Origin of the sequence: Pseudomonas sihuiensis, assembly GCF_900106015.1 — a bacterium.
GTDB classification, from domain to species: domain Bacteria; phylum Pseudomonadota; class Gammaproteobacteria; order Pseudomonadales; family Pseudomonadaceae; genus Aquipseudomonas; species Aquipseudomonas sihuiensis.
On record NZ_LT629797.1, the window covers coordinates 1,912,552 to 1,933,851 of the forward strand.

Consider the following 21,300-nt stretch of genomic DNA (forward strand, 5'->3'; position numbering starts at 1 on the left):
TTTACCTCAGTTCTGGCCAACCGTAGCGACTATGGTGACCTGCTTGTTGTCCGGAATTTCCTGGTAGGCCAACACGTGCATGCTGGGTACCGCCAGCCGCGCGAAGCGCGACAACATCGCCCGGACCGGTCCGGCCACCAGTAGAATCACCGGCTTGCCGAGCATTTCCTGGCGCTGCGCCGCTTCCACCAGGGAACGCTGCAGCTTCTCGGCCATGCCCGGTTCGAGGAGGATGCCATCCTCACCGCCCTGACCGGCCTTCTGCAGACTGTTGAGCAAGATCTGTTCCAACCTTGGCTCGAGGGTTATCACAGGCAGCTCCGGCTCTAGTCCCACGATGCCTTGCACGACGGCACGGGCCAGCGACACGCGCACCGCGGCGACCATCGCGGCGGGATCTTGACTCTTCGGCGCGACGTTGGCGATGGCCTCGGCGATGGTGCGGATGTCGCGCACCGGCACCTGCTCCTGGAGCAGCGCCTGCAGCACCTTGAGCAGGGTCGACAGCGATACCAGACCCGGCACCAACTCCTCGGCCAGCTTCGGCGAACTCTTGGCCAGCAATTGCATCAGCTGCTGCACTTCCTCGTGCCCCAGCAGCTCGTGGGCATGCTTGTGCAGGATCTGATTGAGGTGAGTGGCGACCACGGTACTGGCATCGACCACGGTATAGCCCAGCGACTGCGCCTGATCGCGCTGAGTGGGGTCGATCCACACGGCCTCCAGACCGAACGCCGGATCCTTGGCGGCGATGCCATTGAGCGGGCCGAACACCTGGCCGGGGTTGATCGCCAGTTCGCGATCCGGATACACCTCGGCCTCGGCCACGCTGACGCCCATGAGCGTCAAGCGGTAGGCGTTGGGCGCCAGATCGAGGTTGTCGCGAATATGCACCGAGGGCATGAGAAAGCCCATTTCCTGAGACAGCTTCTTGCGCACACCCTTGATTCGCGCCAGCAGCTGGCCACCCTGGTTGCGATCGACCAGCGGAATCAGCCGGTAACCAACCTCCAGGCCGACCATGTCCACCGGGGTGACGTCGTCCCAGCCCAGTTCCTTGACCTCCTGCGCCTTCTGCGCCGGCAGCAGCTCCTGTTGGCGCTGTACCTCCTTGACCTCCTCTTCCTTGGTCTTGCGCTGCTTGTTGGCGATCCAGTAGGCGGCGCCAGCGGCCACCAGGCCCAGGCTGATAAAAGAGAAATGCGGCATGCCGGGCACCAGACCCATGGCAATCATGATCGCCGCCGCCACCGCCAACGCCCGCGGCGAAGCGAACATCTGCCGGTTGACCTGGGCGCCCATGTCCTCGGAGCTGGAAACACGGGTCACCATCACTGCGGCGGCGGTGGACAGCAGCAGGGAGGGAATCTGCGCCACCAGGCCGTCGCCGATGGTCAGCAGGGTGTAGACCTTGCCCGCCTCGGCGAACGGCAGGCCGTGCTGCAGCACGCCGATGGCGATACCGCCGATGAGGTTGATGAACAGAATCAGCAGGCCGGCGATGGCGTCGCCGCGGACGAACTTGCTGGCACCGTCCATCGAGCCGTAGAAATCTGCCTCCTGCGCCACTTCACTGCGGCGTTTCTTGGCTTCGTTCTGATCGATCAGGCCAGCATTGAGGTCGGCGTCGATAGCCATCTGCTTGCCAGGCATGGCATCGAGGGTGAAGCGCGCGCTCACTTCGGAAATCCGTCCGGCACCCTTGGTGACCACCACGAAGTTGATGATCATGAGGATGGCGAACACCACGATACCGACCACGTAGTTACCGCCGATCACCACCTCACCGAAGGCCTGGATCACCTGCCCCGCCGCGCCGTGGCCCTCGTGGCCGTTGAGCAGCACCACGCGGGTCGAAGCCACGTTCAGCGCCAGACGCAACAACGTGGCCGCCAGCAGGATGGTAGGGAACACGGCGAAATCCAGCGGTCGCAACGCATAGATGCTGACCAGCAGCACGACGATGGACAGCGCGATGCTGAAGGTGAACAGAGTGTCGAGCAGAAACGGCGGGATCGGCAGCATGACCATGCCGAGCATGACCAGCAGCAGCAGGGGGATACCCAGGTTGCCGTGGCGCAAACCTGCAAGGTTGCTGCGTACGTCACCGATTAGCTGTGCGCGATCTACTGCCACGTCCCTACCCCAAACCATTCAATCTTTTGACGCGAAAGTGCGTCCTGAAGGGGTAATGGCAAGAAGCGTTCCATAAATGACAGGGCAGCGCCCAAGACGCACGTTACGAATCACGACGCAGATCTGGCGGGATGGGCAAATCCGGTAACGGGCCGGGGCGCTTGCCCTTGCCGGCCTGGTACTGACGCAGCTGATAGACGTAGGCCAGCACCTGCGCCACCGCCAGATAGAGACCGGCGGGGATTTCCTGATCGAGCTCGGTAGAGTAGTAAACGGCCCGCGCCAGCCCCGGTGATTCCAACACCATCACCTTGTGCTCCTGGGCGATCTCACGAATCTTCAGCGCCAGGAAGTCGCCGCCCTTGGCCAGCAACAGCGGCGCCCCTCCCTTCTCCGGGTCGTACTTGAGCGCCACGGCGAAGTGCGTCGGGTTGGTAATCACCACATCGGCCTGCGGTACGGCCTGCATCATGCGGCGTTCAGCCATTTCACGCTGCAACTGACGAATGCGTCCCTTGACCTCGGGTTTGCCCTCGGTGTCCTTGTACTCGTCGCGCACCTCCTGCTTGGTCATCTTCAGCTTCTGCTTGTGACTCCACAGCTGGAATGGCGCATCCACGGCGGCGATCAGGATCAGGCCACAGGACAGCCAAAAAGCGCTCCAGCCGACCACCTTCAGACTGTGCAGGATGGCCGGCTCGATGGGCTCATTGGCGATGGCCAGCAAATCGTCCTGATCCACCGAAAGTACCACCAGCGCCACGGCGAGGATGACCAGGAACTTGGCCAACGCTTTGAGCAACTCGACCAGCGCCTGAACCGAGAACATGCGTTTGAGCCCCGCCAGCGGATTCATCCGACTGGCCTTGGGCTGCAGTGCTTCCGTGGAAAATAGCCAGCCGCCCAAAGCGATGGGGCCGACGATAGAGGCGATCAGCAAGGCGATCAAGAATGGCTGCATCGCCAGCAGGGCTTCCTTGCCGGAAGCCAGCAGGTAAAGCGCCATGCTGCGCTCGCTCATCAACACCTCACGCGGCAGGCTGAAATTGCCGCGCATGATGTCCATCAGCACGTTGCCCATGTAGGCACCGAAGATAATCAGGGCCATGGTGCCGGTGAGGGTGACCGCCAGGGTATTGAGCTCCTTGGAACGGGCGATCTGGCCTTTCTTGCGCGACTCTTCAAGTCGCTTGCCTGTGGGTTCCTCGCTTTTGTCGGCACCGCTCTCGCTTTCGGCCATGGCTACCTCACCAGAGCGAATTCACCCAGCTGCTGCAAAGCATCGCTGGCCAGCGCCTGGAACAGGCTGCCGAAATCGGAAAGGCTGATCCAGTAGATCACCAGGCCCAGGGCCAGCGTCAACGGGAAACCGATGGAAAAGATATTGAGCTGTGGCGCTGCGCGCGTCATCACGCCAAATGCCAGGTTGATCACCAGCAACGCAGTCACTGCCGGCAAGGTCAACAGCAGGCCCGCGCCGATCACCCAACTCAGCTTGCCCGCCAGTGTCCAGTAATGGTTGACCATGAAACCCTGGCCGTAAGGCAAGGTGACGAAACTCTCCGCCAGAATCTCCAACGCCACCAGATGACCGTTGATCGCCAGAAACAGCAGGGTCACCAGCATCAGCATGAACTGGCCAAGCACCGGCACCGACACGCCATTGGTCGGGTCCACCATGGAGGCGAAGCCCAGGCCCATCTGCATGGCGATAATCTGCCCGGCCACGGCAAACAGGTGGAAGAACAACTGCAGGATGAAGCCGAACATGGCGCCGATCAGCACCTGTTCAAGTATCAGCAACAGACTGCGCAAGTTCAGCGCATCAACCTGCGGCATCGGCGGCAATACCGGCACCAGCACGATGGTGATGGCCAGCGCCAGATACAGGCGCACACGGGTCGGAACCAGTTGGGTGCCGATGATCGGCATGACCATCAACATCGCGGCGATGCGGAACAACGGCAGCAGAAACTGGCCCACCCAGCTGCTGATCTGCGCATCGCTCAACTCCAACATGGCACCCTCAGCCGATCAGGTAGGGAATGTTCTGGATCAGCGTCTGGGTGTACTCCATCAGCTGACTGACCAGCCAGGGGCCGGCCCAGATCAGGGTAACCAGCATCACGATCAGGCGCGGCAGGAAGCTCAGCGTCTGTTCGTTGATTTGCGTGGCCGCCTGGAACATGGCCACGATCAACCCCACCACCAGACTCGGCACCACGGCCAGACCGACGATCAGCACGATCAGCCAGAGCGCTTCACGAAACAGATCAACCGCAACCTCGGGAGTCATCATGAGCCTCGCTATAAGGTGCCGAAACTGGCGGCCAGTGTGCCCATGATCAGCGCCCAACCATCGACCAGGACGAACAGCATGATCTTGAACGGCAAGGAGATGATCAGTGGCGAGAGCATCATCATGCCCATTGCCATGAGGATACTGGCGACCACCATGTCGATGATCAGAAACGGAATGAAGATCATGAAGCCGATCTGGAACGCGGTCTTCAACTCGGAGGTGACGAACGCCGGCACCAGAATGGTCAACGGCACGTCCTCCACGCTGGCCAGGTCGGTGCGTTTGGACAGTCGCACGAACAGTTCCAGGTCGCTCTCACGGGTCTGCGCCAGCATGAAGTCGCGAATCGGCACCTCTGCCCGGCTCAGCGCTTCTTGAGCGATGATTTCCTCGTTCAGGTAGGGCTGCAGGGCATCGGTGTTAATCCGGTCGAAGATCGGCGCCATGATGAACATCGTCAGAAACAGCGCCAGGCCAACGAGAATCTGGTTCGAGGGGGTCTGCTGCAGACCCAGGGCCTGACGCAGAATGGAAAAGACGATGATGATCCGCGTGAAGCTGGTCATCAGCATGACGAACGCCGGGATGAAACTCAGCGCCGTCATGATCAGCAAAATCTGCAGGCTGACCGAATATTCCTGCTGCCCCTCGGCATCCGTCGACAGGGTAATGGCCGGGATCGACAATGGGTTGCTGCCCTGCTGAATCAGCGAACTGGTACCCGGCGGATCTTCGGCGAACGCCAGTGAAGCAGCCAGGCTCAGCAGCACTACCAGCAACAAACGCAACATCAGGATTTGTCCTTCTGATCCTTGCCCAGCAGCTCCATCAGGCGCTGGGCGAACTCCGGCGTAGCGGGCTCGGCATCGGACAGGTGCACGGGCTCCTTGAGCACATGCAGAGGTGCGATACGTCCGGCAGACAATCCCAGCAGAATCTGCTCGTTGCCCACCTGCACCAGCACCAGGCGATCACGCGGCCCCAGCGGTTGCGTGGCCAACAGCTTGATCACCTGCCCGCTGCGTGGCGCCAGTTGCTGCACGCGGCGTAGCAGCCAGGCCAGGACGAAGATCAGGCCGATGACCAGCAGCAACCCCAGCAGCAACTGCCCCAACTGGCCGGCCACATCGCTGCCGGCCATGGGCGTGGCGGCCTTGTCCGCAGGCTCGGCTGCCAGCGCAAACCCGGGCAGCGCAAGCAACAACGCTAAAAGTCGGGCCATGATCAGCGCAGCTTCTTGATACGTTCGCTGGGGCTGATCACGTCCGTCAGGCGGATGCCGAACTTCTCGTTGACCACCACCACCTCGCCGTGAGCGATCAGGGTGCCGTTGACCAGCACATCGAGCGGCTCACCAGCCAGGCGATCCAACTCGATCACCGAGCCCTGGTTGAGCTGCAGCAGGTTGCGGATGGTGATATCGGTATTGCCGACCTCCATGGAAATGGACACCGGAATGTCGAGAATCACATCCAGGTTCGGCCCTTCGAGATTGACCGGCAGGTTGCTGGTGGGGGGCGCGCTACCGAACTCTTCCATCGGCGCACGCGGCGCTGCAGGTTGCGCCGCCTGAGCGGCACCCTGCCCGGCCAGCATGGCATCGATATCGTCCTGACCTGCATCACCTGCCTCGGCCAGCGCCGCGGCCCATTCATCGGCCAGTGCCTGCTCCTCGGGGGAGGTGTTCTCTTCGTCTGCCATCGTCGTTCCTCGCCTGGCTTCAGCTATTCGCTCACATCGGGCCTAGCGGCCCTGAAGCATGACCAGCACTTCAGCGCTGGCGTTCGATTGGTTCCAGCACCTGCAGGGCCAGATTGCCCTTGTGTGCGCCTAGTTTGACCTTGAAAGTCGGTACGCCATTAGCACGCATGACCACATGCTCCGGCAATTCCACCGGAATCACATCGCCCGGCTGCATGTGCAGGATGTCGCGCAACTTCAACTGGCGGCGCGCGACCGTGGCCGCGAGCGGCACGCTGACATCGAGGATGTCCTCACGCAGCGCCTTGATCCAGCGCTCGTCCTGATCGTCGACATCGGACTGAAAGCCGGCATCGAGCATCTCGCGGATCGGTTCGATCATCGAGTACGGCATGGTGATATGCAGGTCACCACCACCGCCGTCGAGCTCGATATGGAAGGTCGACACCACCACCACTTCACTGGGGCTGACGATATTGGCCAGCGCCGGATTGACCTCGGAGTTGACGTACTCGAAGTTGATATCCATCACCGCGTGCCAGGCCTCACGCAGGTCGACGAACGCCTGGTCGAGCACCATGCGCACCACGCGCAGTTCGGTGGGGGTGAACTCGCGCCCCTCGATCTTGGCGTGACGGCCGTCACCGCCAAAGAAATTGTCGACCAGCTTGAATACCAACTTGGCATCGAGGATGAACAGACCGGTGCCGCGCAACGGCTTCATCTTCACCAGGTTGAGACTGGTAGGCACGTACAGCGAATGCACGTATTCGCCGAACTTCATCACCTGCACACCACCGACGGCGACGTCGGCCGAGCGGCGCAGCAGGTTGAACATGCTGATGCGGGTATAACGGGCAAAGCGCTCGTTGATCATCTCCAGCGTCGGCATGCGCCCACGGACGATACGATCCTGACTGGTCAGGTCATATTGCTTGACGCTACCCGGCTCGGCAGCGTCCTCGGTTTCCACCAGGCCGTCATCGACGCCATGCAACAGCGCATCGATCTCGTCCTGGGAAAGCAGGTCTTGCACGGCCATCTTCGGCTCCCGCTACTGCAACACGAAATTGGTGAACAGCACCTGCTCGACCACAGTGCTGCCGGTTTCTTTCTGCGCCAGCTCCTGCACGCTGGCCAGCGCCTGCTGCAACAGCATTTCCTTGCCCAGCGGTGTTTGCAGCACGGCGAAGTCCTGACCGGAGAGCAGCATCACCAGGCGATTACGCAGTACCGGCATGTGTACCTTGAGCTTCTCCATCCCTGCGGCATCGCGACTCATCAGGGCCATGCTCACCTGCAGGTAGCGGGTGCGATTCTGATAATTGAAATTGACCACGAAGGCCGGCATCAGATCCTGGTAGATGGCCGGCTGGCGCACTGGAGCCGCCGGTGCCGCGGCCTCTGCGGGCTCAGCCGCCTCGCTCTTGTCGCCCTTGCTGAGAATGAACCAGGTGCCGCCCACGGAAAGGCCGACGGCCAGAAGCAGGCCCACCACGATCAGGATGATCAGTTTGAGCTTGCTCTTGCCGGCGGGTTGTCCGTCGACAGCCGGTGCCGCTTCTTTCTTAGCCATGCCAATAATCCGTCAGTACCTACGTTCTTTCCGCATTCAAAGGGTTAAGAGCAAGTGTTATGCCAGCAGATGAGCTGACTTGTCTAACAGGCTGTTGAAAAACTATCTGCGTTGCCACTGCTGCGTTAAAAACAGGCTCAAAATGCTCATTTACAGCTCGTAAACTCCGCTTTTTCGCCTATTTTTGCCTTGCATTGGCTGCCTCGCCTACGTTTTTCAACGGCCTGCTAACTCCGGGCTGCGGATTTAACAGCGCCGCGCCCTTGCTGTCACCCAAAATACATGCGCCCGGGCACCTTTCGATGACCCGGGCGAATGCAAGTCTAGCGGAGCAACGCCCATCGTCGGGCCATGCCGTGTAACGCCATCCGGTGCGCGTGCCACTCAGGCGTAATAGTCAACCAGCCCACGACCGGCAACCAGGCGCTCGCCATGCACCTCCTGCTGAACACCCGTGAGCAATTCCTCACTGCCCAGTCGCTCATCGCGTCCAGCCGCACTGCCACGCCCCCCCTCGCCCTGCCCTTGCCAGCCGCGATTGAGCGACTGATCGGAAACATTGGCGTCAGCCAGGTTCATACCCTGCTGAGCGAACAGCTCACGCAGGCGATGCATCTGACCTTCCAGCGCATCACGCACCCCGGCATTGGGGCTGGCAAACGTCACCTGGGCCTGATCCTGAGACAGATTCACCCGCACTTCGAGACGCCCAAGATCGGCAGGGTCCAGCTGAATCTCAGCCGACTTGAGGTTCTGACTGGACAGCCACATGACACGATCCACCACCGCCTCGCTCCAGCCGCCCTGTTGCATGGCGACCGGCTGACCGGGTACCAGTGGCAGGCGTTGCGCGGCGCCAGCCTGATGGTTGAGCGCCTGCGTCAGCGCATTGAGCTTGCTGACGAACTGATCCGGGCGATTGGGCTGCACGCTGTCCTTGAGGCTTTCCAATGCTTCCTTGGTCAGGCTTTCCAGCGGCAGCTCAAGCATCGACTCCTCGCTGCTCTCAGCAAGCGGCTCGCCCTTGCCCATGGCTGCCATGGCGGCGGCGAAATCCGTACTGGTCGCCACTCGGGTACTTTTGGCCGCTGCATCCTGTGGTGCCTGGGCCTTGCCTGCCTCCTCCATCGACTGCTTGAGCAGCGCCAGTGGGTCGAGCGCATCATTTTCCAGCACAGGCTCGCCCTGCTCGGCGGCAGCCGGGGCGGCGCCGCTAATGATCAAAGCCGGCACATCCGACGCCACTTCGGCTAACGGAGCCTCCTCCAGCGGAACCTGAATACCACCCAGCGCCATCGCCAGAAGTGGATCGAGCTCTTCTTCCCCCCCTTCCTGGGCCGGCAAGGAGTTGCCGGGCGCGGCAACCACAGGCTGCTCGGCGGCAGCCGGGGCAGCCTCGGTTTCTTCCCTGGCGGTATCAGCGCTCTGCTCCGGGCTGGTTTTATCAGTGCTGCCAGCACCCTCGCCAGGCTTGGCCTGACGCTCCCTTGCATAGACCTCGGCAAAGCTGGAAGCACCGTTATTCCTGGGTTCCAGCGCTTTGGCCGGCTGCTTCGCTTTGCTCTTCACCTCAGGCGTAGCCTGCAGGCGTAGGTCGGGCAACGCGGACATGGACGCTCTCCGTCTGATGGGTCGTGACAGGACCAGAGCAAAGGGCGGGCCAACTCGTGAAAAGGCGTCAGGCGCGATAGCGCTGACGCTCGGACTTGAACAGGATGCGGACGATGGCGAACTCGCGCTCGATCTGCTCGATCAGGGCCGGAGCCGGCTCCAGGGCCGCGCGCCGCCCCGCGTCTTCGAGTTCCTTGCACAAGCTGGCTAGAAGCACCGCTCCCATGTTGCTGCAGCTGCCCTTGAAGCTGTGCGCAGCCAGGCGCAGGCCCTGCGCATCACCCTCGGTCGCAGCCACATGCAGCAGACGCAGACGCTCCTCGGAATCGGCCACGAAGGTATCGAGCAGAATCGGGTATTCGTCCTCCATGACGTCCTGCAGGGCCGCCAGGACGGCTTCGTCGAGATGGATATCGGACACCGGGTCACTCCCTGAACAACAGCGTCGCATTATGCCTCAGAGGACCAGCAAAACTCCACGCTGACTCCCTGGCCAACCGGGGCAATCTGGAAACCGTCGCTGAGCTGACGAACCAGGGCAAGACCGCGACCACACAGAGCTTCGTCACCAAGCGCCATGACGGTGACCGGATCGAATCCGGGACCACTGTCCTCGACACGGACGATCAGTCGCCCTCCCCCTTCTTCCGGCAGCATCTGCAAATGAAATCGTACATAGCCATCCTGCAAGGACGCCAGACGCAGACGTCGCTCCCGATAATACTCGGCAAAGCCGCTGGCATCCTGCTTGAGCGAGGAGTCCAGCCCCATTACCCCATGCTCCAGGGCATTGGAATAGAGCTCGGCGAGCACGGTATACAGCTCGCCACCACGCGGCCGCAACGCCCGCACGTCCAGCAGCAGCTGCAGCAAAAATGGCAGTGGGTTGAAGTGACGCAGGCTCAGCGCTCGAAACTCGAAACTGGCCGACCAGTCCATCACGCTGCCCTGACCGCTGTCGGCAAAGGCCAATGGGCGAGGATGCTCGTCGTCTTCGGCCAAGCCGACCTGAACCATGCTGACGTCATCCTGTTGCTCGCCACGGAACGCCGCCAGCGCCAGCTGGATTTCCTCGAACAATGCCTGCGGTTGACGATTGGCGTCCAGAAGCTCGAGCAGGCGCGCCTCGCCGAATAGCTGCCCTTGCTGGTCACTGGCCTCGAGCACGCCATCACTGAGCAGAAAAATACGATCTCCCGGCGCCAGCGGATAGACCTCACAGCGATCACTGAACGCCGCTGGTTCGAGGATTCCCAGGGGCAGATGGCGTGACACCAATGACTGACGCGGGCGACCATCGCCATGTAGCAGGTAGCCATCTGGCAACCCACCACTCCACACCTCGAGCAAGCCTCGCTTGCTGCTGATATTGAGCACGGTGGCGCAGCAGAAAACACCCACCGGTAGGATGCGCTTGAGCTTGGCATTGATCTCGCGAAGGATCTCGGCAAGGGCATGACCTTTGGCCGTCATGCCGTAGAACACCTCGGCCAGCGGCATCGCGCCAATAGCCGCCGGCAAACCATGACCGGTGAAATCGCCCAGCATCACGTGCATGCCGCCAGACGGTTTGTACGCCGCCAGCAGCAAATCACCGTTGAACAGCGCGTAGGGCGACTGCATGTAACGGATGCTCGGCGCATCCAGACAGCCGGAATGCGCCACCTTGTCGAATACCGCCTTGGCCGCACGTTGCTCGTGCAGCAGATGCTCGTTGTGCTGGGCGATCAGGTCGCGCTGTTGCAATACCGTGTCGTGCAGACGGCGCAGACGATCCATCGCCCCGATCTTGGCCTCGAGTATCACCTGGTTGTAGGGCTTGGCGAGAAAGTCGTCGCCGCCGGCCTCAAGACAACGCACCAGCGCCTCGCCCTCGGTCAACGACGTGAGGAAGATGATCGGCACCAGCGCCTCGCCGGCCTGATCCTTGATCCGCCGCGCCGCCTCGAAGCCATCCATAACCGGCATCAGCGCATCCATCAGCACCAGGTGCGGACGCTCCTGCTCGAACAGGGCGACCGCCTCCAGGCCATTGCTGGCGGTCAATACGCGGTGGCCCTGACGACTGACGATGGTGGACAACAGCATGCGGTCGGCCGCGTTGTCCTCGGCGATCAGAATGGCAAGTCGCTCAGGCATGCTCAGCTGATCTTGAACAACTGCTCGAAGTTGGAGATGGCGAGGATCTTGCGCACGTCACTGCTGCAGTTGAGCAGGCTGATCTGCGCCGAATCGCCGCCAGCATGGTCACGCAACAGCAGCAGCATGCCCAGTGCCGAACTGTCCAGATAGCTGGTGTCGCGCAGATCGACCTGATAGCGCTTGGGCGTCAGGTTGACGCGCTCGTAGGCGTCACGAAATTCCTGGTGGGAGGCGAAGTCGAAGCGTCCTCGAATCACAATGGTCAGCTCTTGCCCGTCGGCCGAGGGCTGCGAGGTAATGGCCATGTCTACTCCTTTGTCGAGACTTTGCCAGATAGGGCAATTCACGCTTGAAGGTGTAGCATCTGGTCGGCGACGAAACAACCACTATTCAGGGTTCACCACGGTCGATCAGGCGTTGCGCCAGCTCGTCGAGCAGTTTCTGTTCGCGCTTGTCCTCGGCCAATCGGGCTTCGTCAATGTAGCGCTGGACCAGTTTGCGCAGCCCCTCGAGACGCGCATAGCGTTGCTGCCAAACAGCGCGCACCTTTTCAAGATTGGCGCGATGCCACTCCAGACTTTGCTGCTGTTGGCCGACCGCCGTCTCCAGTTGCGCCAGAAAGCGCTGGTAGTTCATCAGCCACTGGCCGGAAACGCCCTTGCTGCCCTCGCTGATCCACTGCTGCTGGTAGTCGCCACGAAAACGCTCCAGCTCACCCAGCTTGGCTTCGGCCTGCCCCACCAGACCCTGGCAATGCCCGAGCTGGCGCGCGGCCTCGCGCTCGGCCTTTTCTGCCATCTCGACGACCGGCTGCAGACGCTTTGCGCGGCTCAGGCTCATCCGCGCCCCGTAGGGCGGGTGCAACCCGCCAGATCGCCCTGGCGGGTTACACCCGCCCTACGGTAACAGGTCACTGTCCCAACACCCCGGCCAGCTGCTCGCGGCTCTGCGCCATTGACACGTTCTCGTCGAGGCCCTGACGCAGGTACTGAGCCATGACTGGCTGACGGGCGATGGCCTGATCGGTATCCGCGTCGCCGCCCGGGACATAGGCACCGACACTGATCAGATCGCGACTCTGTTGATAGCGCGACCACAACTGCTTGAAACGCTGCGCCTGCTTGAGCTGCTCGGGCGGAACCACCTGCGGCATGACCCGGCTGATCGAGGACTCGATATCGATAGCGGGATAGTGCCCTTCCTCGGCCAGGCGCCGGGACAGGACGAAGTGCCCGTCGAGCACACCACGTGCAGCATCGGCGATGGGGTCCTGCTGGTCATCCCCCTCACTCAATACGGTGTAGAACGCGGTGATCGAACCGCCGCCGGCTTCGGCGTTGCCGGCACGCTCGACCAGTTTGGGCAGCTTGGCGAATACCGACGGTGGGTAGCCCTTGGTCGCTGGCGGCTCACCAATGGCCAGGGCGATTTCGCGTTGGGCCTGGGCATAGCGGGTCAGCGAATCCATCAACAGCAGAACGTTCTTGCCCTTGTCACGGAAATACTCGGCGATGCGCGTGCAGTATTGCGCCGCGCGCAGGCGCATCAGCGGCGCTTCATCGGCCGGCGAAGCCACGACCACGGAACGCTTGAGACCTTCCTCGCCGAGGATCTCGTCAATGAACTCCTTGACCTCACGCCCACGTTCGCCGATCAGGCCGACAACGATGATTTCCGCCTCTGTGAAACGGGTCATCATGCCCAGCAACACGGACTTGCCCACGCCGGTACCGGCGAACAGGCCCAAGCGCTGGCCACGCCCGACGGTAAGCAAACCGTTGATCGAACGAATACCAACATCCAGCGGCTGGCTGATCGGGTCGCGGTTGAGCGGGTTGATAGCAGGGCCATCCATCGGTACCCAGTCCTCGGCCTTCATCCCGCCCTTGCCATCGAGCGCACGCCCGGCGCCATCAAGCACTCGCCCGAGCATCGACATGCCCATGGGCAGGCGCCCGGTATCCGGCAACGGCACCACACGCGCACCTGGCGCGATACCGGCCAGGCTGCCGACCGGCATCAGGTAGATCTTGCCGCCGGAGAAGCCCATGACCTCAGCCTCGACCTGCACCGGGTGATAGCTGTCGCTGTTGATCACCAGACAACGGCTGCCGATGGCGGCGCGCAAACCTTCGGCCTCCAGGGTCAGGCCGACCATACGCAGCAGGCGCCCTTCCACCACGGGTTGGCTGGGCAGGTTGATCGCTTCGACATAGCCCGCCAGGCGTCTGGCGAAACTGATCCGCTCAAGGCGCATCGACGGCATCCAGATCCAGGTCGATGTCCGCTTCCGGCGGCTGAGAGACTTGCGCGCGCTGCTGCTCGAACAATTGCTTGAGCGCCTGCGCCATGCGCGTTTCGACACTGGCGTCGATCTGACTGTGCTCGGACTCGATACGGCAACCGCCGGGCAGCAGGCTGTCATCCTCGAGGATGCGCCAGCTTTCCTCGTGACGCTCACGCAAGGCCTTGATCGTTTCGAAATCCTGCGGATTGACCTGAATGCGCACGTTCTGCGCGCCCATTGGCAGCAGTTTGAGCGCCTCGCGCAGCACCTGGCGGATCTGGCTGGAGTCGGTGTTCAGCTCGCGCTGAATCACCTCGCGCACCATATGGCTGACCAGACGTACCATGGCCACTTCCATTTGCTGATCCTGCTCGGCAATCGGCTCGAGCAACTGCGTCATGAGTTTTTCCAGGCTGCCGACCTTCAGCGCCAAGGCCGCGTCGGCCTCTTGCTTGGCTTTGATCTGGCCGGCGTGAAAGCCGTCCTTCTCGCCCGTGGCGAAGCCTTCGTTATAGGCATCCTGGCGAATGGCTTCGAGTTCATCGAGCGTCAGTGGTTTGACATCTTCGAGTGCGACCTCTTCGACCTGTGCGGCGTCCTGCTGCTCGGATTCAGCTGGAGGCTGCATATGTTCTTCAGCAGCGGCCTCGGCTTCTGCCGGTTCGTCACCCGGCGCGTCGAAGCTGGGCAGCGCCCAGCGATCGAACGTGCCGAGATCCTTGGCGCGAATCAGCTCGCTATCAGGCTCCTTGGCGGCCATCAGGGTCTATTCTCGTTTCGACGCGAGCCGCGTTGCTGCGCCAAATGGCGCCATGGTCGGGCGGCGTTCCGCAGGCGCGGGACGCAGGGAATGGTTGCTCCCTTGCCAAGTCCCGCAACACAGCATGGCGCCATTTGCCGCGCAACCCGGAGGGCCGGGCCAGTTTTTGCGCGCTGCGGCGTTATTCGTCGCTCATTTGGAATGACCAAACTTCTCTCCTCATGCCTTGCCCCGCGCAAAAACTGGCTCCGGCGCGGCCGTGGCGAAACGGGAATAGACCCTGTCAAACCATCTCCTCGCCACCCTTGCCGCCAAGCACGATCTCGCCGGCCTCGGCCATACGGCGGGCAATGGTGAGAATTTCCTTCTGCGCCGCTTCCACATCGCTGACGCGTACCGGCCCCTTGGCCTCCAGGTCGTCGCGCAGCAGCTCGGCAGCGCGCTTGGACATGTTCTTGAACACCTTCTCCTTGATCGCGTCGTCGGCCCCTTTGAGTGCCAGCACCAGCACTTCGGAGGAGACCTCGCGCATCAGCGCCTGGATGCCACGGTCGTCGACATCGGCCAGGTTGTCGAAGACGAACATCAGGTCTTCGATCTGCATCGACAGGTCTTCGTCCAGTTCGCGAATGGAGTCCATCAACTGGCCTTCCACCGAGCTGTCGAGGAAGTTCATGATGTCCGCCGCACGCTTGACGCCGCCCATGGAGGCGCGCGTGGCATTGGCGCTGCCGGAGAACTGTTTCTCGAGAATCTGGTTGAGCTCCTTCAGCGCGGCCGGCTGCACGGTGTTCAGCGACGACACCCGCAGAACGATGTCCAAGCGTACCTTGTGATCGAAGTGACTGAGCACCTCGGCCGCCTGGTCCGGGTCGAGGTAGGCGACGACGATGGCCTGAATCTGCGGGTGCTCGTAGCGAATCACATCGGCAACGGCACGCGGCTCCATCCACTTCAGGCTGTCCAGACCACTGGTGCTGCCACCGAGGAGAATACGGTCAATGAGGTTGCCCGCCTTGTCCTCGCCCAGCGCCGCAGTGAGCATCTTGCGGATATAGCCGTCGGAGCCGACACCGAGGCTGGTCTGGTCGCCGACGATCTCGACGAACTCACCCATCACCTGCTCGACCTGCTCGCGGTGAATATTGCGCATGCCGGCCATGGCCATGCCAACCCGCTGTACCTCCTTCGGCCCGAGGTGACGCAGTACCTGTGCGGCATCGGTCTCACCCAGCGAAAGCAGGAGAATGGCGGCTTTGTCGACCTTGGTCAGCTTGGTCAGCTTGGTAGCGGTACGATTATCACTCATCGGCGTTGATCCACTCTTTGACGACCTGGGCTACGCGGCCAGGATCTTCCGCCACCAGACTCTTGATGGCGTTCAGCTGTGCATCATACCCCTCACTGGGGCTAGGCAACATGATGCTCTGCGGGCCGCCAAGGCTGACACGGTCATCGGACAGCTCACCATCCAGACCTGCCATCGAGCCAAGCTCCACATCACCGGAGCCTGCCAGTTCCTTGCCCCTGCCACCGCCGGTGATGTTGTTGAGCACCGGACGCAACACGCCGAACACCAACACCAGGATGAACAGGACGCCAAGCACCTGCTTGACGATGTCCCAGAACCAGGGCTGGGTGTAGAACGGAATATCGGGGATCTCTTCACCCAGCGAAGCGGTAAAGGCCGTATTGATCACACTGACGCTGTCGCCGCGACTGGCATCGAAGCCCACCGAATCCTGCACCAGACGGGTAAAGCGCGCCAGGTCATCGGTCGTCCACGGCACTCGGCTGCTCTCGCCAGTAGCCGGATCGACACGCACCTGGTCATCCACCACCACCGCTACCGACAGGCGACGCAGGCGCCCCTGCTGCTGACGGGTGTAGCTGATGGACCGATCCAGCTCGAAGTTGCGGGTCGACTGCTCACGCTTGTCGGCCGGGTATGGCGCCAGCATCGGCTGGCCGGTTACCGGGTCCATGATCTGCTGGCCATTGGCGTCGACCAGCGGCTGACCCGCGGCAACCGGGCCGGCCGGGGCGGCAGCGCCTGCGGCCTGCTCTGGCGCGGCAGCCGGACCAGGTGGCTGATTGGACAGCGCGCCCGGCACGCCCTGTGGCGGCAGGCTGCTCTGACGCTGTTCGTTGACCTGTTGCTCGCTGCGCAGCGCGGGCTGATCCGGATTGAACATTTCGGAAGTGGACTCAACCGAGCTGAAATCCACGTCAGCCGAGACTTCCGCCTTGTAGCGACCAGTGCCCAGCACCGGCTGCAGAATGTTGTGCACGCGCTGGGTGAACAGCGTTTCCATACGGCGGGTGTAGTCGAACTGCTTGCCAGCCATGCTCAGCTCGGACAGCTCCTGCTGATCGGAAAGCAGATTGCCCTTCTGGTCGACCACCGTGACTTGACCCTTGTCCAGCTCAGGCACACTGGTCGCCATCAGATTGACGATCGCCATGACCTGACTGGGCTCCAACCCACGTCCCGGGTAAAGCTCGACAAGCACCGATGCAGACGGCTTGCGTTCGTCACGCACGAACACCGACGCCTTGGGCATGGCCAGGTGTACACGCGCCGCCTTGACGTTGTTGAGGCTGGCCACCGTACGTGCCAGCTCGCCCTCGAGACCGCGGCGATACCGGGTCGCCTCCATGAACTGGCTGGTGCCCAGGCCCTGCTCACGGTCGAGAATTTCGAAGCCGACGCTGTTGTCGGTGGGCGCCACGCCAGCAGCAGCGAGGCGCATGCGCGCACGCGCCAGATCGTCAGCCTTGACCAGTAGCGCGCCGGAGTTGGGTTCGATGGTGTAATCGATGCCGGAAGTGGTCAGGGTATCGACCACCTGAGAAGCATCCATACCGTTGAGGCTACCGTACAGCGGACGATAGTCCGGTTGCTGCGACCAGAGCACCACGGCAAAACCGATCGCCACGCTGGCAGCCAGACCGACCAACAGGCCGAGCTGACGCAGCACCGACATCTCCGCGAGGTTTTCCAGGAAGCTAAGACCCAGCAGGGGCTTCTTCGGCTCACCTGGCTCGGCCTTGGCCGGTACGTTTGCTACTGCTGCTTCAGCCATCAATCAACCCTCAGACCGGCATCTGCATGATGTCTTGATACGCCTGAACCAGCTTGTTACGCACCTGGGTCATGGCCTGGAAGGATACGCTGGCTTTCTGCGAGGCGATCATCACATCGGTCAGATCGACCCCGCTCTGCCCCATCTCGAATGCGGTCGCCAGTTTATTGGACGCCTGCTGGGTCTCGTTGACCTTGTTCACCGCCTGGCCGAGCATTTCCGAGAAGCTCGGCGCTCCCTGCACCGGCTCGCTCGCAGCAGGCTTCTGACGCGCCATGGCCTCAGCCTGCATGGAACGCATCTCCAGCATCAAGCGATTGAATTCGACACCTTGGCTCATGACTTCCTCCACTGCCCGCTTTTTGACACTAGCGGCGCTATGCAGGGGTATTAGCAACAAGAGTGCCAACAAAGCGGCTTATGGGAATCAGATCGGGAACACGCAGATAGATGGGGTAGCCACCGTCATCCACGCGAAGGCGGGGACCCAGCAGCAAGAGAAGAATCACCAACAATCTCTGACCAAAGATCGCGCCATTGCGGATTTCGCTCTTCGATCAGGCGCAGCTTCCAGGCACGATTCCATTTCTTGATCGCCTTCTCCCTGGCTATCGCGCCACTCATACTTTCATGCTGCTCGTACCACACCAGCAACTTCACTCCATAGCGGAGTGTAAAGCCCTCAACGGCTCCCTCTCTATGCTGCCAGACACGCTGCAGCAGATCCGCCGTAACTCCGGTATAGAGCGTGCCATTACGCTGACTGGCCATAATGTAAACGGCGGGTTGTTTCATGCTGCAGTCCTTTGCAGATTGGGCCCTCCATAGGTATGAAGGCCTATTCAGCGATTGATTTGAGCCCGAACGAAAAAATCGCTCCTACAAGCCAGGACAACCTTAGCACCGCGGCTGGATCCCCGCCTTCGCGGGGATGACGGTAGCTGCGCCTTCGCGGGGATGACGGCGATGGATCATTCGAGGTCATTTGTAGCGCCGCGCGAAAAACTGTTGCCGTTTGCGCGATAAATGCAGTGAGCTGACATTTTCACGCACGGCAACGGAATTGCCAAATCACGGCACCGGGTTCGTCCTGCTGAACTGGACTCGGTGCCGCTGCCAACTGTTCAACCCTCCCCGAACCGACCAGACCTCCAGAATGACCTGGCCCACATAGGTGGTGGTCAGCGTAGCGGTCGTGCCACTGATACCGGTCTGGCTTGCCAGCACGCTGCTGTTATCAGCCCTGAGCAACCTGCAGCTGTAAGTGGTACCTGGTTCAGGGCCGATATCGCCCGTCGTGGTGTCGATCAACTGGTCGGCCTGGACGATGCGATCACGGTGCGCCCAGCTGGCAACCACATCACCAACGACCGAAGCCGGATAGCTGGCGCCGCCGATAAGCAGCCGGCCCGGTGGGTACGGCAGCGCCTGACGCCCAACCAGTGACAGGGTGTCGATCGGAGCCAGCTCCGGAGCCAGCATGCCGCTGCTGGTGATCGTGCGCAGCCGCATCTGCACGCTGACACCAGCGGAGTACTCCGTAGGGTCAGCCCCCGCATAGTCATCAAAGAACCACACGCGCGCACCAGCCGTGTGGGCGGCCGGTACCGTGTCCACGCAGCCACGGGCAATGGTCACTACCAACGTGCCGAGGTCGACCGCCACAACCCGAACGATCTCGTCATCGATCAACGCCGCAGTACCCACCTCGACCAGGTCGATGCTTTCGACCGACGTCAGCTGAATGCTGGTCTCGGCACGCCCAATCGCACCCACCAAAAGACCAGACGGGCAGAAGTCACCGCTCTCGGCACTGGCAAAGGCCGCGCTGCCAACCCGCGATTCAATACCGAAGCCCAGCGACAACGGTGTTGGCTTGAGCGCCAGGGCGGCAATGAATGCGCTGGTTTGATCAAAGAGAGCGACGTTGGCGGGGTCGACGGTTTGCACCAGGTCGCGCCAGGTAACCTCTGTCAGTCGCCGGACAGTGGCGGCTGCCGGCGTTGTGTTTGGCGGCACCCAGCCTGGAGGCTGTGGAGGCGTCATGCTGGTGGCCGGCAACCCGAACACGTCTTGCACAGCCGTGACGGTGATCGCCCCGCTGCCGAGGGTGCCATCCTCGAAACGGCCAGCCCTGACCACCATCATCTCGATGCCCCGGCTCAGGCTGCGGATGCGGAATGCACCACCAGGCTTGATATCGCGGCCGCGTCGGTCGAGCTGCACCTTGAAGCGCTTCAGCCCGACCGACCTGGCCCGCAGATCACGAACAGCCACTCGGCCGGCTAGCTCATCAGTGGGAATGCCTGGGTACTCGATGGTGGTCGAGAGGATCTGGCCGGCACCCTGGATCGCGGCGAGATTGCGCTCGCGCTTCTGCCTGTTCGTGTTATCGATCGGGCTGCGCCACTTGATGATGACCTCATTCGCTGCACCTGCCGTCGCGGCGTTGTCATCCTCCATGATCGACAGCAGGCCGCTGTCCTCGTCGAACAACGGGAGCAGCTCAGGATCGTAGTCATCGCGTACCAGGGTCAGCTCAAATAGCCCCGTCCTGCGACTGACAAAGAGATTGCCGCCGATGTGATCGAGCACATGGCTGACAAAGGCCGAGAGGCTATCCTGGCGCACCCAGCGCAGGCAGAGGCCGAAACCCTCAGCGTGCAACGCCGTTGCCGCAGCGCGAAAAGAGGCATCATCGATCCGGCTACGATCCATGCCACCACCCCAGTCGCGGTTCGTCAGGCACTCATAGATGATGTGCGCGGGGTTCATCGCCTTGATCGCACCGCTGGCCATATCGATAACGCAGCGCTCCGGGTACCAGACCGCGCCATCCCAGCCCTTCAATGCGCGCCGCACACGGAACGTCCAGGCCTTCGGGTAGGGGTTCATACTGGTCACCAGGCCGTCATAGAACAACGTGCAAACGCCACGGAAAGCCGGTACCAAACCGCCCAGCATGGCCGCCAAGCGCCCATTGAGCGGCTGATCAGGCGCGCCCATCATCACGTCGAGCGTTCCCTGGATGCCTCCCTCGCCGTTGTCGCCTCCAAACAGCTCCGGGGCGTTGATGTTGATGGTTTGGTTGCTGGTAACGCTGCCAGACCAAGCACGCTTCTCACCGACCTTGATCTCAACCAACTCATCAATCGCCTTGCCGACACCCATGTGGATGCCGAAAAAGTAGCGATAGCCAACCTTGACTGCCTTCTTACTGCCCATCACACACCTCCTGCCGCGCGAACTCGACCAGGTGCATGGCCATGGCATCACCCGTGGCGACCAGCTTGCTGGCCACGATGCCGCCATCGTTCACGATCTGCCCCCAGTCGAGACCATACCGTGCAGCCAATGCGCGGCCCCCCTTGTGGCAGAAGCCCGCCCGACCATTGAATGCCGGCACGCTATGCATGTGCTCCAGGGTCACGAACAGCTCGTCGTCACTGATCATTACTTGCCGCTCTTCGTCTTGATCGGTTGGGTGCGATAGTTGCCGTAGGAGAGCACCATCCAGTCCGGCGTGTAGTTGTCCCCGAAGAACACGCACTGGGGAGTGCCCTCTTCGAACTGCGGGAAGCTGAAGTCCTCGAAGGCCACCGGCTTCGGAGCAACAGACTTGGGGCGATTCTTGTACGAGACGTAGGCACTGATCGCCATGATGGCGATATACGCCCAGGTATACGGATCCATGACTTC

Annotated in this window: 23 protein-coding genes; all 23 read right to left on the minus strand. The window is 61.8% G+C overall.

The features are described 5' to 3' along the window. Positions 1-6: 6 nt before the first annotated feature. Positions 7-2,154, minus strand: a complete 2,148-nt coding sequence (gene flhA / locus BLT86_RS09020) for a flagellar biosynthesis protein FlhA (protein ID WP_092376191.1) — start codon at positions 2,152-2,154, stop codon at positions 7-9. Positions 2,155-2,239: 85 nt separating this feature from the next. Next, complete coding sequence (flhB, locus tag BLT86_RS09025) at positions 2,240-3,376, minus strand: flagellar biosynthesis protein FlhB (protein ID WP_003460765.1); 1,137 nt, start codon at positions 3,374-3,376, stop codon at positions 2,240-2,242. A gap of 2 nt (positions 3,377-3,378) precedes the next feature. Next, entirely contained in the window at positions 3,379-4,155 is a 777-nt protein-coding gene (gene fliR / locus BLT86_RS09030; RefSeq protein ID WP_003460764.1) for a flagellar biosynthetic protein FliR, read from the minus strand. Positions 4,156-4,162: 7 nt separating this feature from the next. After that, positions 4,163-4,432 carry a flagellar biosynthesis protein FliQ gene (fliQ, locus tag BLT86_RS09035; protein ID WP_003460763.1) on the minus strand — a complete coding sequence of 90 codons (270 nt, stop codon included), beginning with the start codon at positions 4,430-4,432 and terminating at the stop codon, positions 4,163-4,165. An 11-nt stretch (positions 4,433-4,443) separates the two neighbouring features. Further along, a complete protein-coding gene (fliP, locus tag BLT86_RS09040) occupies positions 4,444-5,229 on the minus strand; it encodes a flagellar type III secretion system pore protein FliP (RefSeq protein WP_092376194.1) in 786 nt (261 codons plus the stop codon). Further along, positions 5,229-5,660, minus strand: a complete 432-nt coding sequence (fliO, locus tag BLT86_RS09045; RefSeq protein ID WP_003460761.1) for a flagellar biosynthetic protein FliO — start codon at positions 5,658-5,660, stop codon at positions 5,229-5,231. The genes fliP and fliO overlap by 1 nt, the downstream gene beginning before the upstream one ends. Before the next feature lie 2 nt (positions 5,661-5,662). After that, positions 5,663-6,139: a flagellar motor switch protein FliN gene (gene fliN, locus BLT86_RS09050; RefSeq protein ID WP_084341003.1), complete on the minus strand. Its 477-nt coding sequence runs from the start codon at positions 6,137-6,139 to the stop codon at positions 5,663-5,665. A 70-nt stretch (positions 6,140-6,209) separates the two neighbouring features. Next, positions 6,210-7,181 (minus strand): flagellar motor switch protein FliM, encoded by a 972-nt coding sequence (fliM, locus tag BLT86_RS09055; protein WP_003460756.1) that lies wholly within the window; start codon positions 7,179-7,181, stop codon positions 6,210-6,212. A gap of 12 nt (positions 7,182-7,193) precedes the next feature. Beyond that, entirely contained in the window at positions 7,194-7,715 is a 522-nt protein-coding gene (fliL, locus tag BLT86_RS09060) for a flagellar basal body-associated protein FliL (protein ID WP_092376197.1), read from the minus strand. A gap of 384 nt (positions 7,716-8,099) precedes the next feature. After that, positions 8,100-9,326, minus strand: coding sequence for a flagellar hook-length control protein FliK (locus tag BLT86_RS09065; protein WP_092376200.1), 1,227 nt, complete (start codon positions 9,324-9,326; stop codon positions 8,100-8,102). 67 nt (positions 9,327-9,393) lie between these two features. Then, positions 9,394-9,747, minus strand: coding sequence for an Hpt domain-containing protein (locus tag BLT86_RS09070; protein ID WP_092376202.1), 354 nt, complete (start codon positions 9,745-9,747; stop codon positions 9,394-9,396). A gap of 29 nt (positions 9,748-9,776) precedes the next feature. After that, positions 9,777-11,465, minus strand: a complete 1,689-nt coding sequence (locus BLT86_RS09075) for an ATP-binding SpoIIE family protein phosphatase (RefSeq protein WP_092376205.1) — start codon at positions 11,463-11,465, stop codon at positions 9,777-9,779. 2 nt (positions 11,466-11,467) lie between these two features. Beyond that, complete coding sequence (locus tag BLT86_RS09080) at positions 11,468-11,773, minus strand: STAS domain-containing protein (RefSeq protein ID WP_003460737.1); 306 nt, start codon at positions 11,771-11,773, stop codon at positions 11,468-11,470. A gap of 85 nt (positions 11,774-11,858) precedes the next feature. After that, positions 11,859-12,308 carry a flagellar export protein FliJ gene (gene fliJ, locus BLT86_RS09085; protein ID WP_003460736.1) on the minus strand — a complete coding sequence of 150 codons (450 nt, stop codon included), beginning with the start codon at positions 12,306-12,308 and terminating at the stop codon, positions 11,859-11,861. Positions 12,309-12,378: 70 nt separating this feature from the next. Beyond that, positions 12,379-13,725 carry a flagellar protein export ATPase FliI gene (gene fliI / locus BLT86_RS09090; protein WP_092376208.1) on the minus strand — a complete coding sequence of 449 codons (1,347 nt, stop codon included), beginning with the start codon at positions 13,723-13,725 and terminating at the stop codon, positions 12,379-12,381. Beyond that, entirely contained in the window at positions 13,715-14,515 is an 801-nt protein-coding gene (gene fliH, locus BLT86_RS09095; protein ID WP_074857656.1) for a flagellar assembly protein FliH, read from the minus strand. The genes fliI and fliH overlap by 11 nt, the downstream gene beginning before the upstream one ends. A 283-nt stretch (positions 14,516-14,798) precedes the next feature. Further along, positions 14,799-15,824: a flagellar motor switch protein FliG gene (gene fliG, locus BLT86_RS09100; RefSeq protein WP_092376211.1), complete on the minus strand. Its 1,026-nt coding sequence runs from the start codon at positions 15,822-15,824 to the stop codon at positions 14,799-14,801. Continuing rightward, on the minus strand, positions 15,817-17,601 hold the full coding sequence (gene fliF / locus BLT86_RS09105; RefSeq protein WP_092376214.1) for a flagellar basal-body MS-ring/collar protein FliF: 1,785 nt from the start codon (positions 17,599-17,601) through the stop codon (positions 15,817-15,819). Before fliF ends, fliG begins: the two co-directional genes overlap by 8 nt. A gap of 10 nt (positions 17,602-17,611) precedes the next feature. Beyond that, on the minus strand, positions 17,612-17,941 hold the full coding sequence (gene fliE / locus BLT86_RS09110; RefSeq protein WP_013714978.1) for a flagellar hook-basal body complex protein FliE: 330 nt from the start codon (positions 17,939-17,941) through the stop codon (positions 17,612-17,614). Positions 17,942-18,066: 125 nt separating this feature from the next. After that, positions 18,067-18,396, minus strand: coding sequence for a GIY-YIG nuclease family protein (locus tag BLT86_RS09115; RefSeq protein ID WP_092376217.1), 330 nt, complete (start codon positions 18,394-18,396; stop codon positions 18,067-18,069). Positions 18,397-18,672: 276 nt separating this feature from the next. Continuing rightward, entirely contained in the window at positions 18,673-20,826 is a 2,154-nt protein-coding gene (locus BLT86_RS09120; RefSeq protein ID WP_092374097.1) for a phage tail protein, read from the minus strand. Further along, the gene (locus tag BLT86_RS09125) at positions 20,816-21,055 is read right to left on the minus strand and encodes a hypothetical protein (protein WP_231976570.1); all 240 of its coding nucleotides are present in this window, start codon (positions 21,053-21,055) and stop codon (positions 20,816-20,818) included. Before BLT86_RS09125 ends, BLT86_RS09120 begins: the two co-directional genes overlap by 11 nt. Then, positions 21,055-21,294, minus strand: coding sequence for a hypothetical protein (locus tag BLT86_RS09130; protein ID WP_092374094.1), 240 nt, complete (start codon positions 21,292-21,294; stop codon positions 21,055-21,057). The genes BLT86_RS09125 and BLT86_RS09130 overlap by 1 nt, the downstream gene beginning before the upstream one ends. Positions 21,295-21,300: the final 6 nt, after the last annotated feature.

Coding starts and splice junctions, on each gene's coding strand:
- fliQ (WP_003460763.1), bottom strand. CDS start 4,432: ATGACTCCCGAGGTTGCGGTTGATCTGTTTCGTGAAGCGCTCTGGCTG.
- BLT86_RS09065 (WP_092376200.1), bottom strand. CDS start 9,326: ATGTCCGCGTTGCCCGACCTACGCCTGCAGGCTACGCCTGAGGTGAAG.
- flhB (WP_003460765.1), bottom strand. CDS start 3,376: ATGGCCGAAAGCGAGAGCGGTGCCGACAAAAGCGAGGAACCCACAGGC.
- fliG (WP_092376211.1), bottom strand. CDS start 15,824: ATGAGTGATAATCGTACCGCTACCAAGCTGACCAAGCTGACCAAGGTC.
- fliH (WP_074857656.1), bottom strand. CDS start 14,515: ATGGCCGCCAAGGAGCCTGATAGCGAGCTGATTCGCGCCAAGGATCTC.
- BLT86_RS09120 (WP_092374097.1), bottom strand. CDS start 20,826: ATGGGCAGTAAGAAGGCAGTCAAGGTTGGCTATCGCTACTTTTTCGGC.
- fliO (WP_003460761.1), bottom strand. CDS start 5,660: ATGGCCCGACTTTTAGCGTTGTTGCTTGCGCTGCCCGGGTTTGCGCTG.
- BLT86_RS09130 (WP_092374094.1), bottom strand. CDS start 21,294: ATGGATCCGTATACCTGGGCGTATATCGCCATCATGGCGATCAGTGCC.
- fliI (WP_092376208.1), bottom strand. CDS start 13,725: ATGCGCCTTGAGCGGATCAGTTTCGCCAGACGCCTGGCGGGCTATGTC.
- fliL (WP_092376197.1), bottom strand. CDS start 7,715: ATGGCTAAGAAAGAAGCGGCACCGGCTGTCGACGGACAACCCGCCGGC.
- fliF (WP_092376214.1), bottom strand. CDS start 17,601: ATGGCTGAAGCAGCAGTAGCAAACGTACCGGCCAAGGCCGAGCCAGGT.
- fliP (WP_092376194.1), bottom strand. CDS start 5,229: ATGTTGCGTTTGTTGCTGGTAGTGCTGCTGAGCCTGGCTGCTTCACTG.
- BLT86_RS09075 (WP_092376205.1), bottom strand. CDS start 11,465: ATGCCTGAGCGACTTGCCATTCTGATCGCCGAGGACAACGCGGCCGAC.
- BLT86_RS09115 (WP_092376217.1), bottom strand. CDS start 18,396: ATGAAACAACCCGCCGTTTACATTATGGCCAGTCAGCGTAATGGCACG.
- fliR (WP_003460764.1), bottom strand. CDS start 4,155: ATGTTGGAGTTGAGCGATGCGCAGATCAGCAGCTGGGTGGGCCAGTTT.
- fliM (WP_003460756.1), bottom strand. CDS start 7,181: ATGGCCGTGCAAGACCTGCTTTCCCAGGACGAGATCGATGCGCTGTTG.
- BLT86_RS09080 (WP_003460737.1), bottom strand. CDS start 11,773: ATGGCCATTACCTCGCAGCCCTCGGCCGACGGGCAAGAGCTGACCATT.
- fliJ (WP_003460736.1), bottom strand. CDS start 12,308: ATGAGCCTGAGCCGCGCAAAGCGTCTGCAGCCGGTCGTCGAGATGGCA.
- flhA (WP_092376191.1), bottom strand. CDS start 2,154: ATGGTTTGGGGTAGGGACGTGGCAGTAGATCGCGCACAGCTAATCGGT.
- BLT86_RS09125 (WP_231976570.1), bottom strand. CDS start 21,055: ATGATCAGTGACGACGAGCTGTTCGTGACCCTGGAGCACATGCATAGC.
- fliN (WP_084341003.1), bottom strand. CDS start 6,139: ATGGCAGACGAAGAGAACACCTCCCCCGAGGAGCAGGCACTGGCCGAT.
- fliE (WP_013714978.1), bottom strand. CDS start 17,941: ATGAGCCAAGGTGTCGAATTCAATCGCTTGATGCTGGAGATGCGTTCC.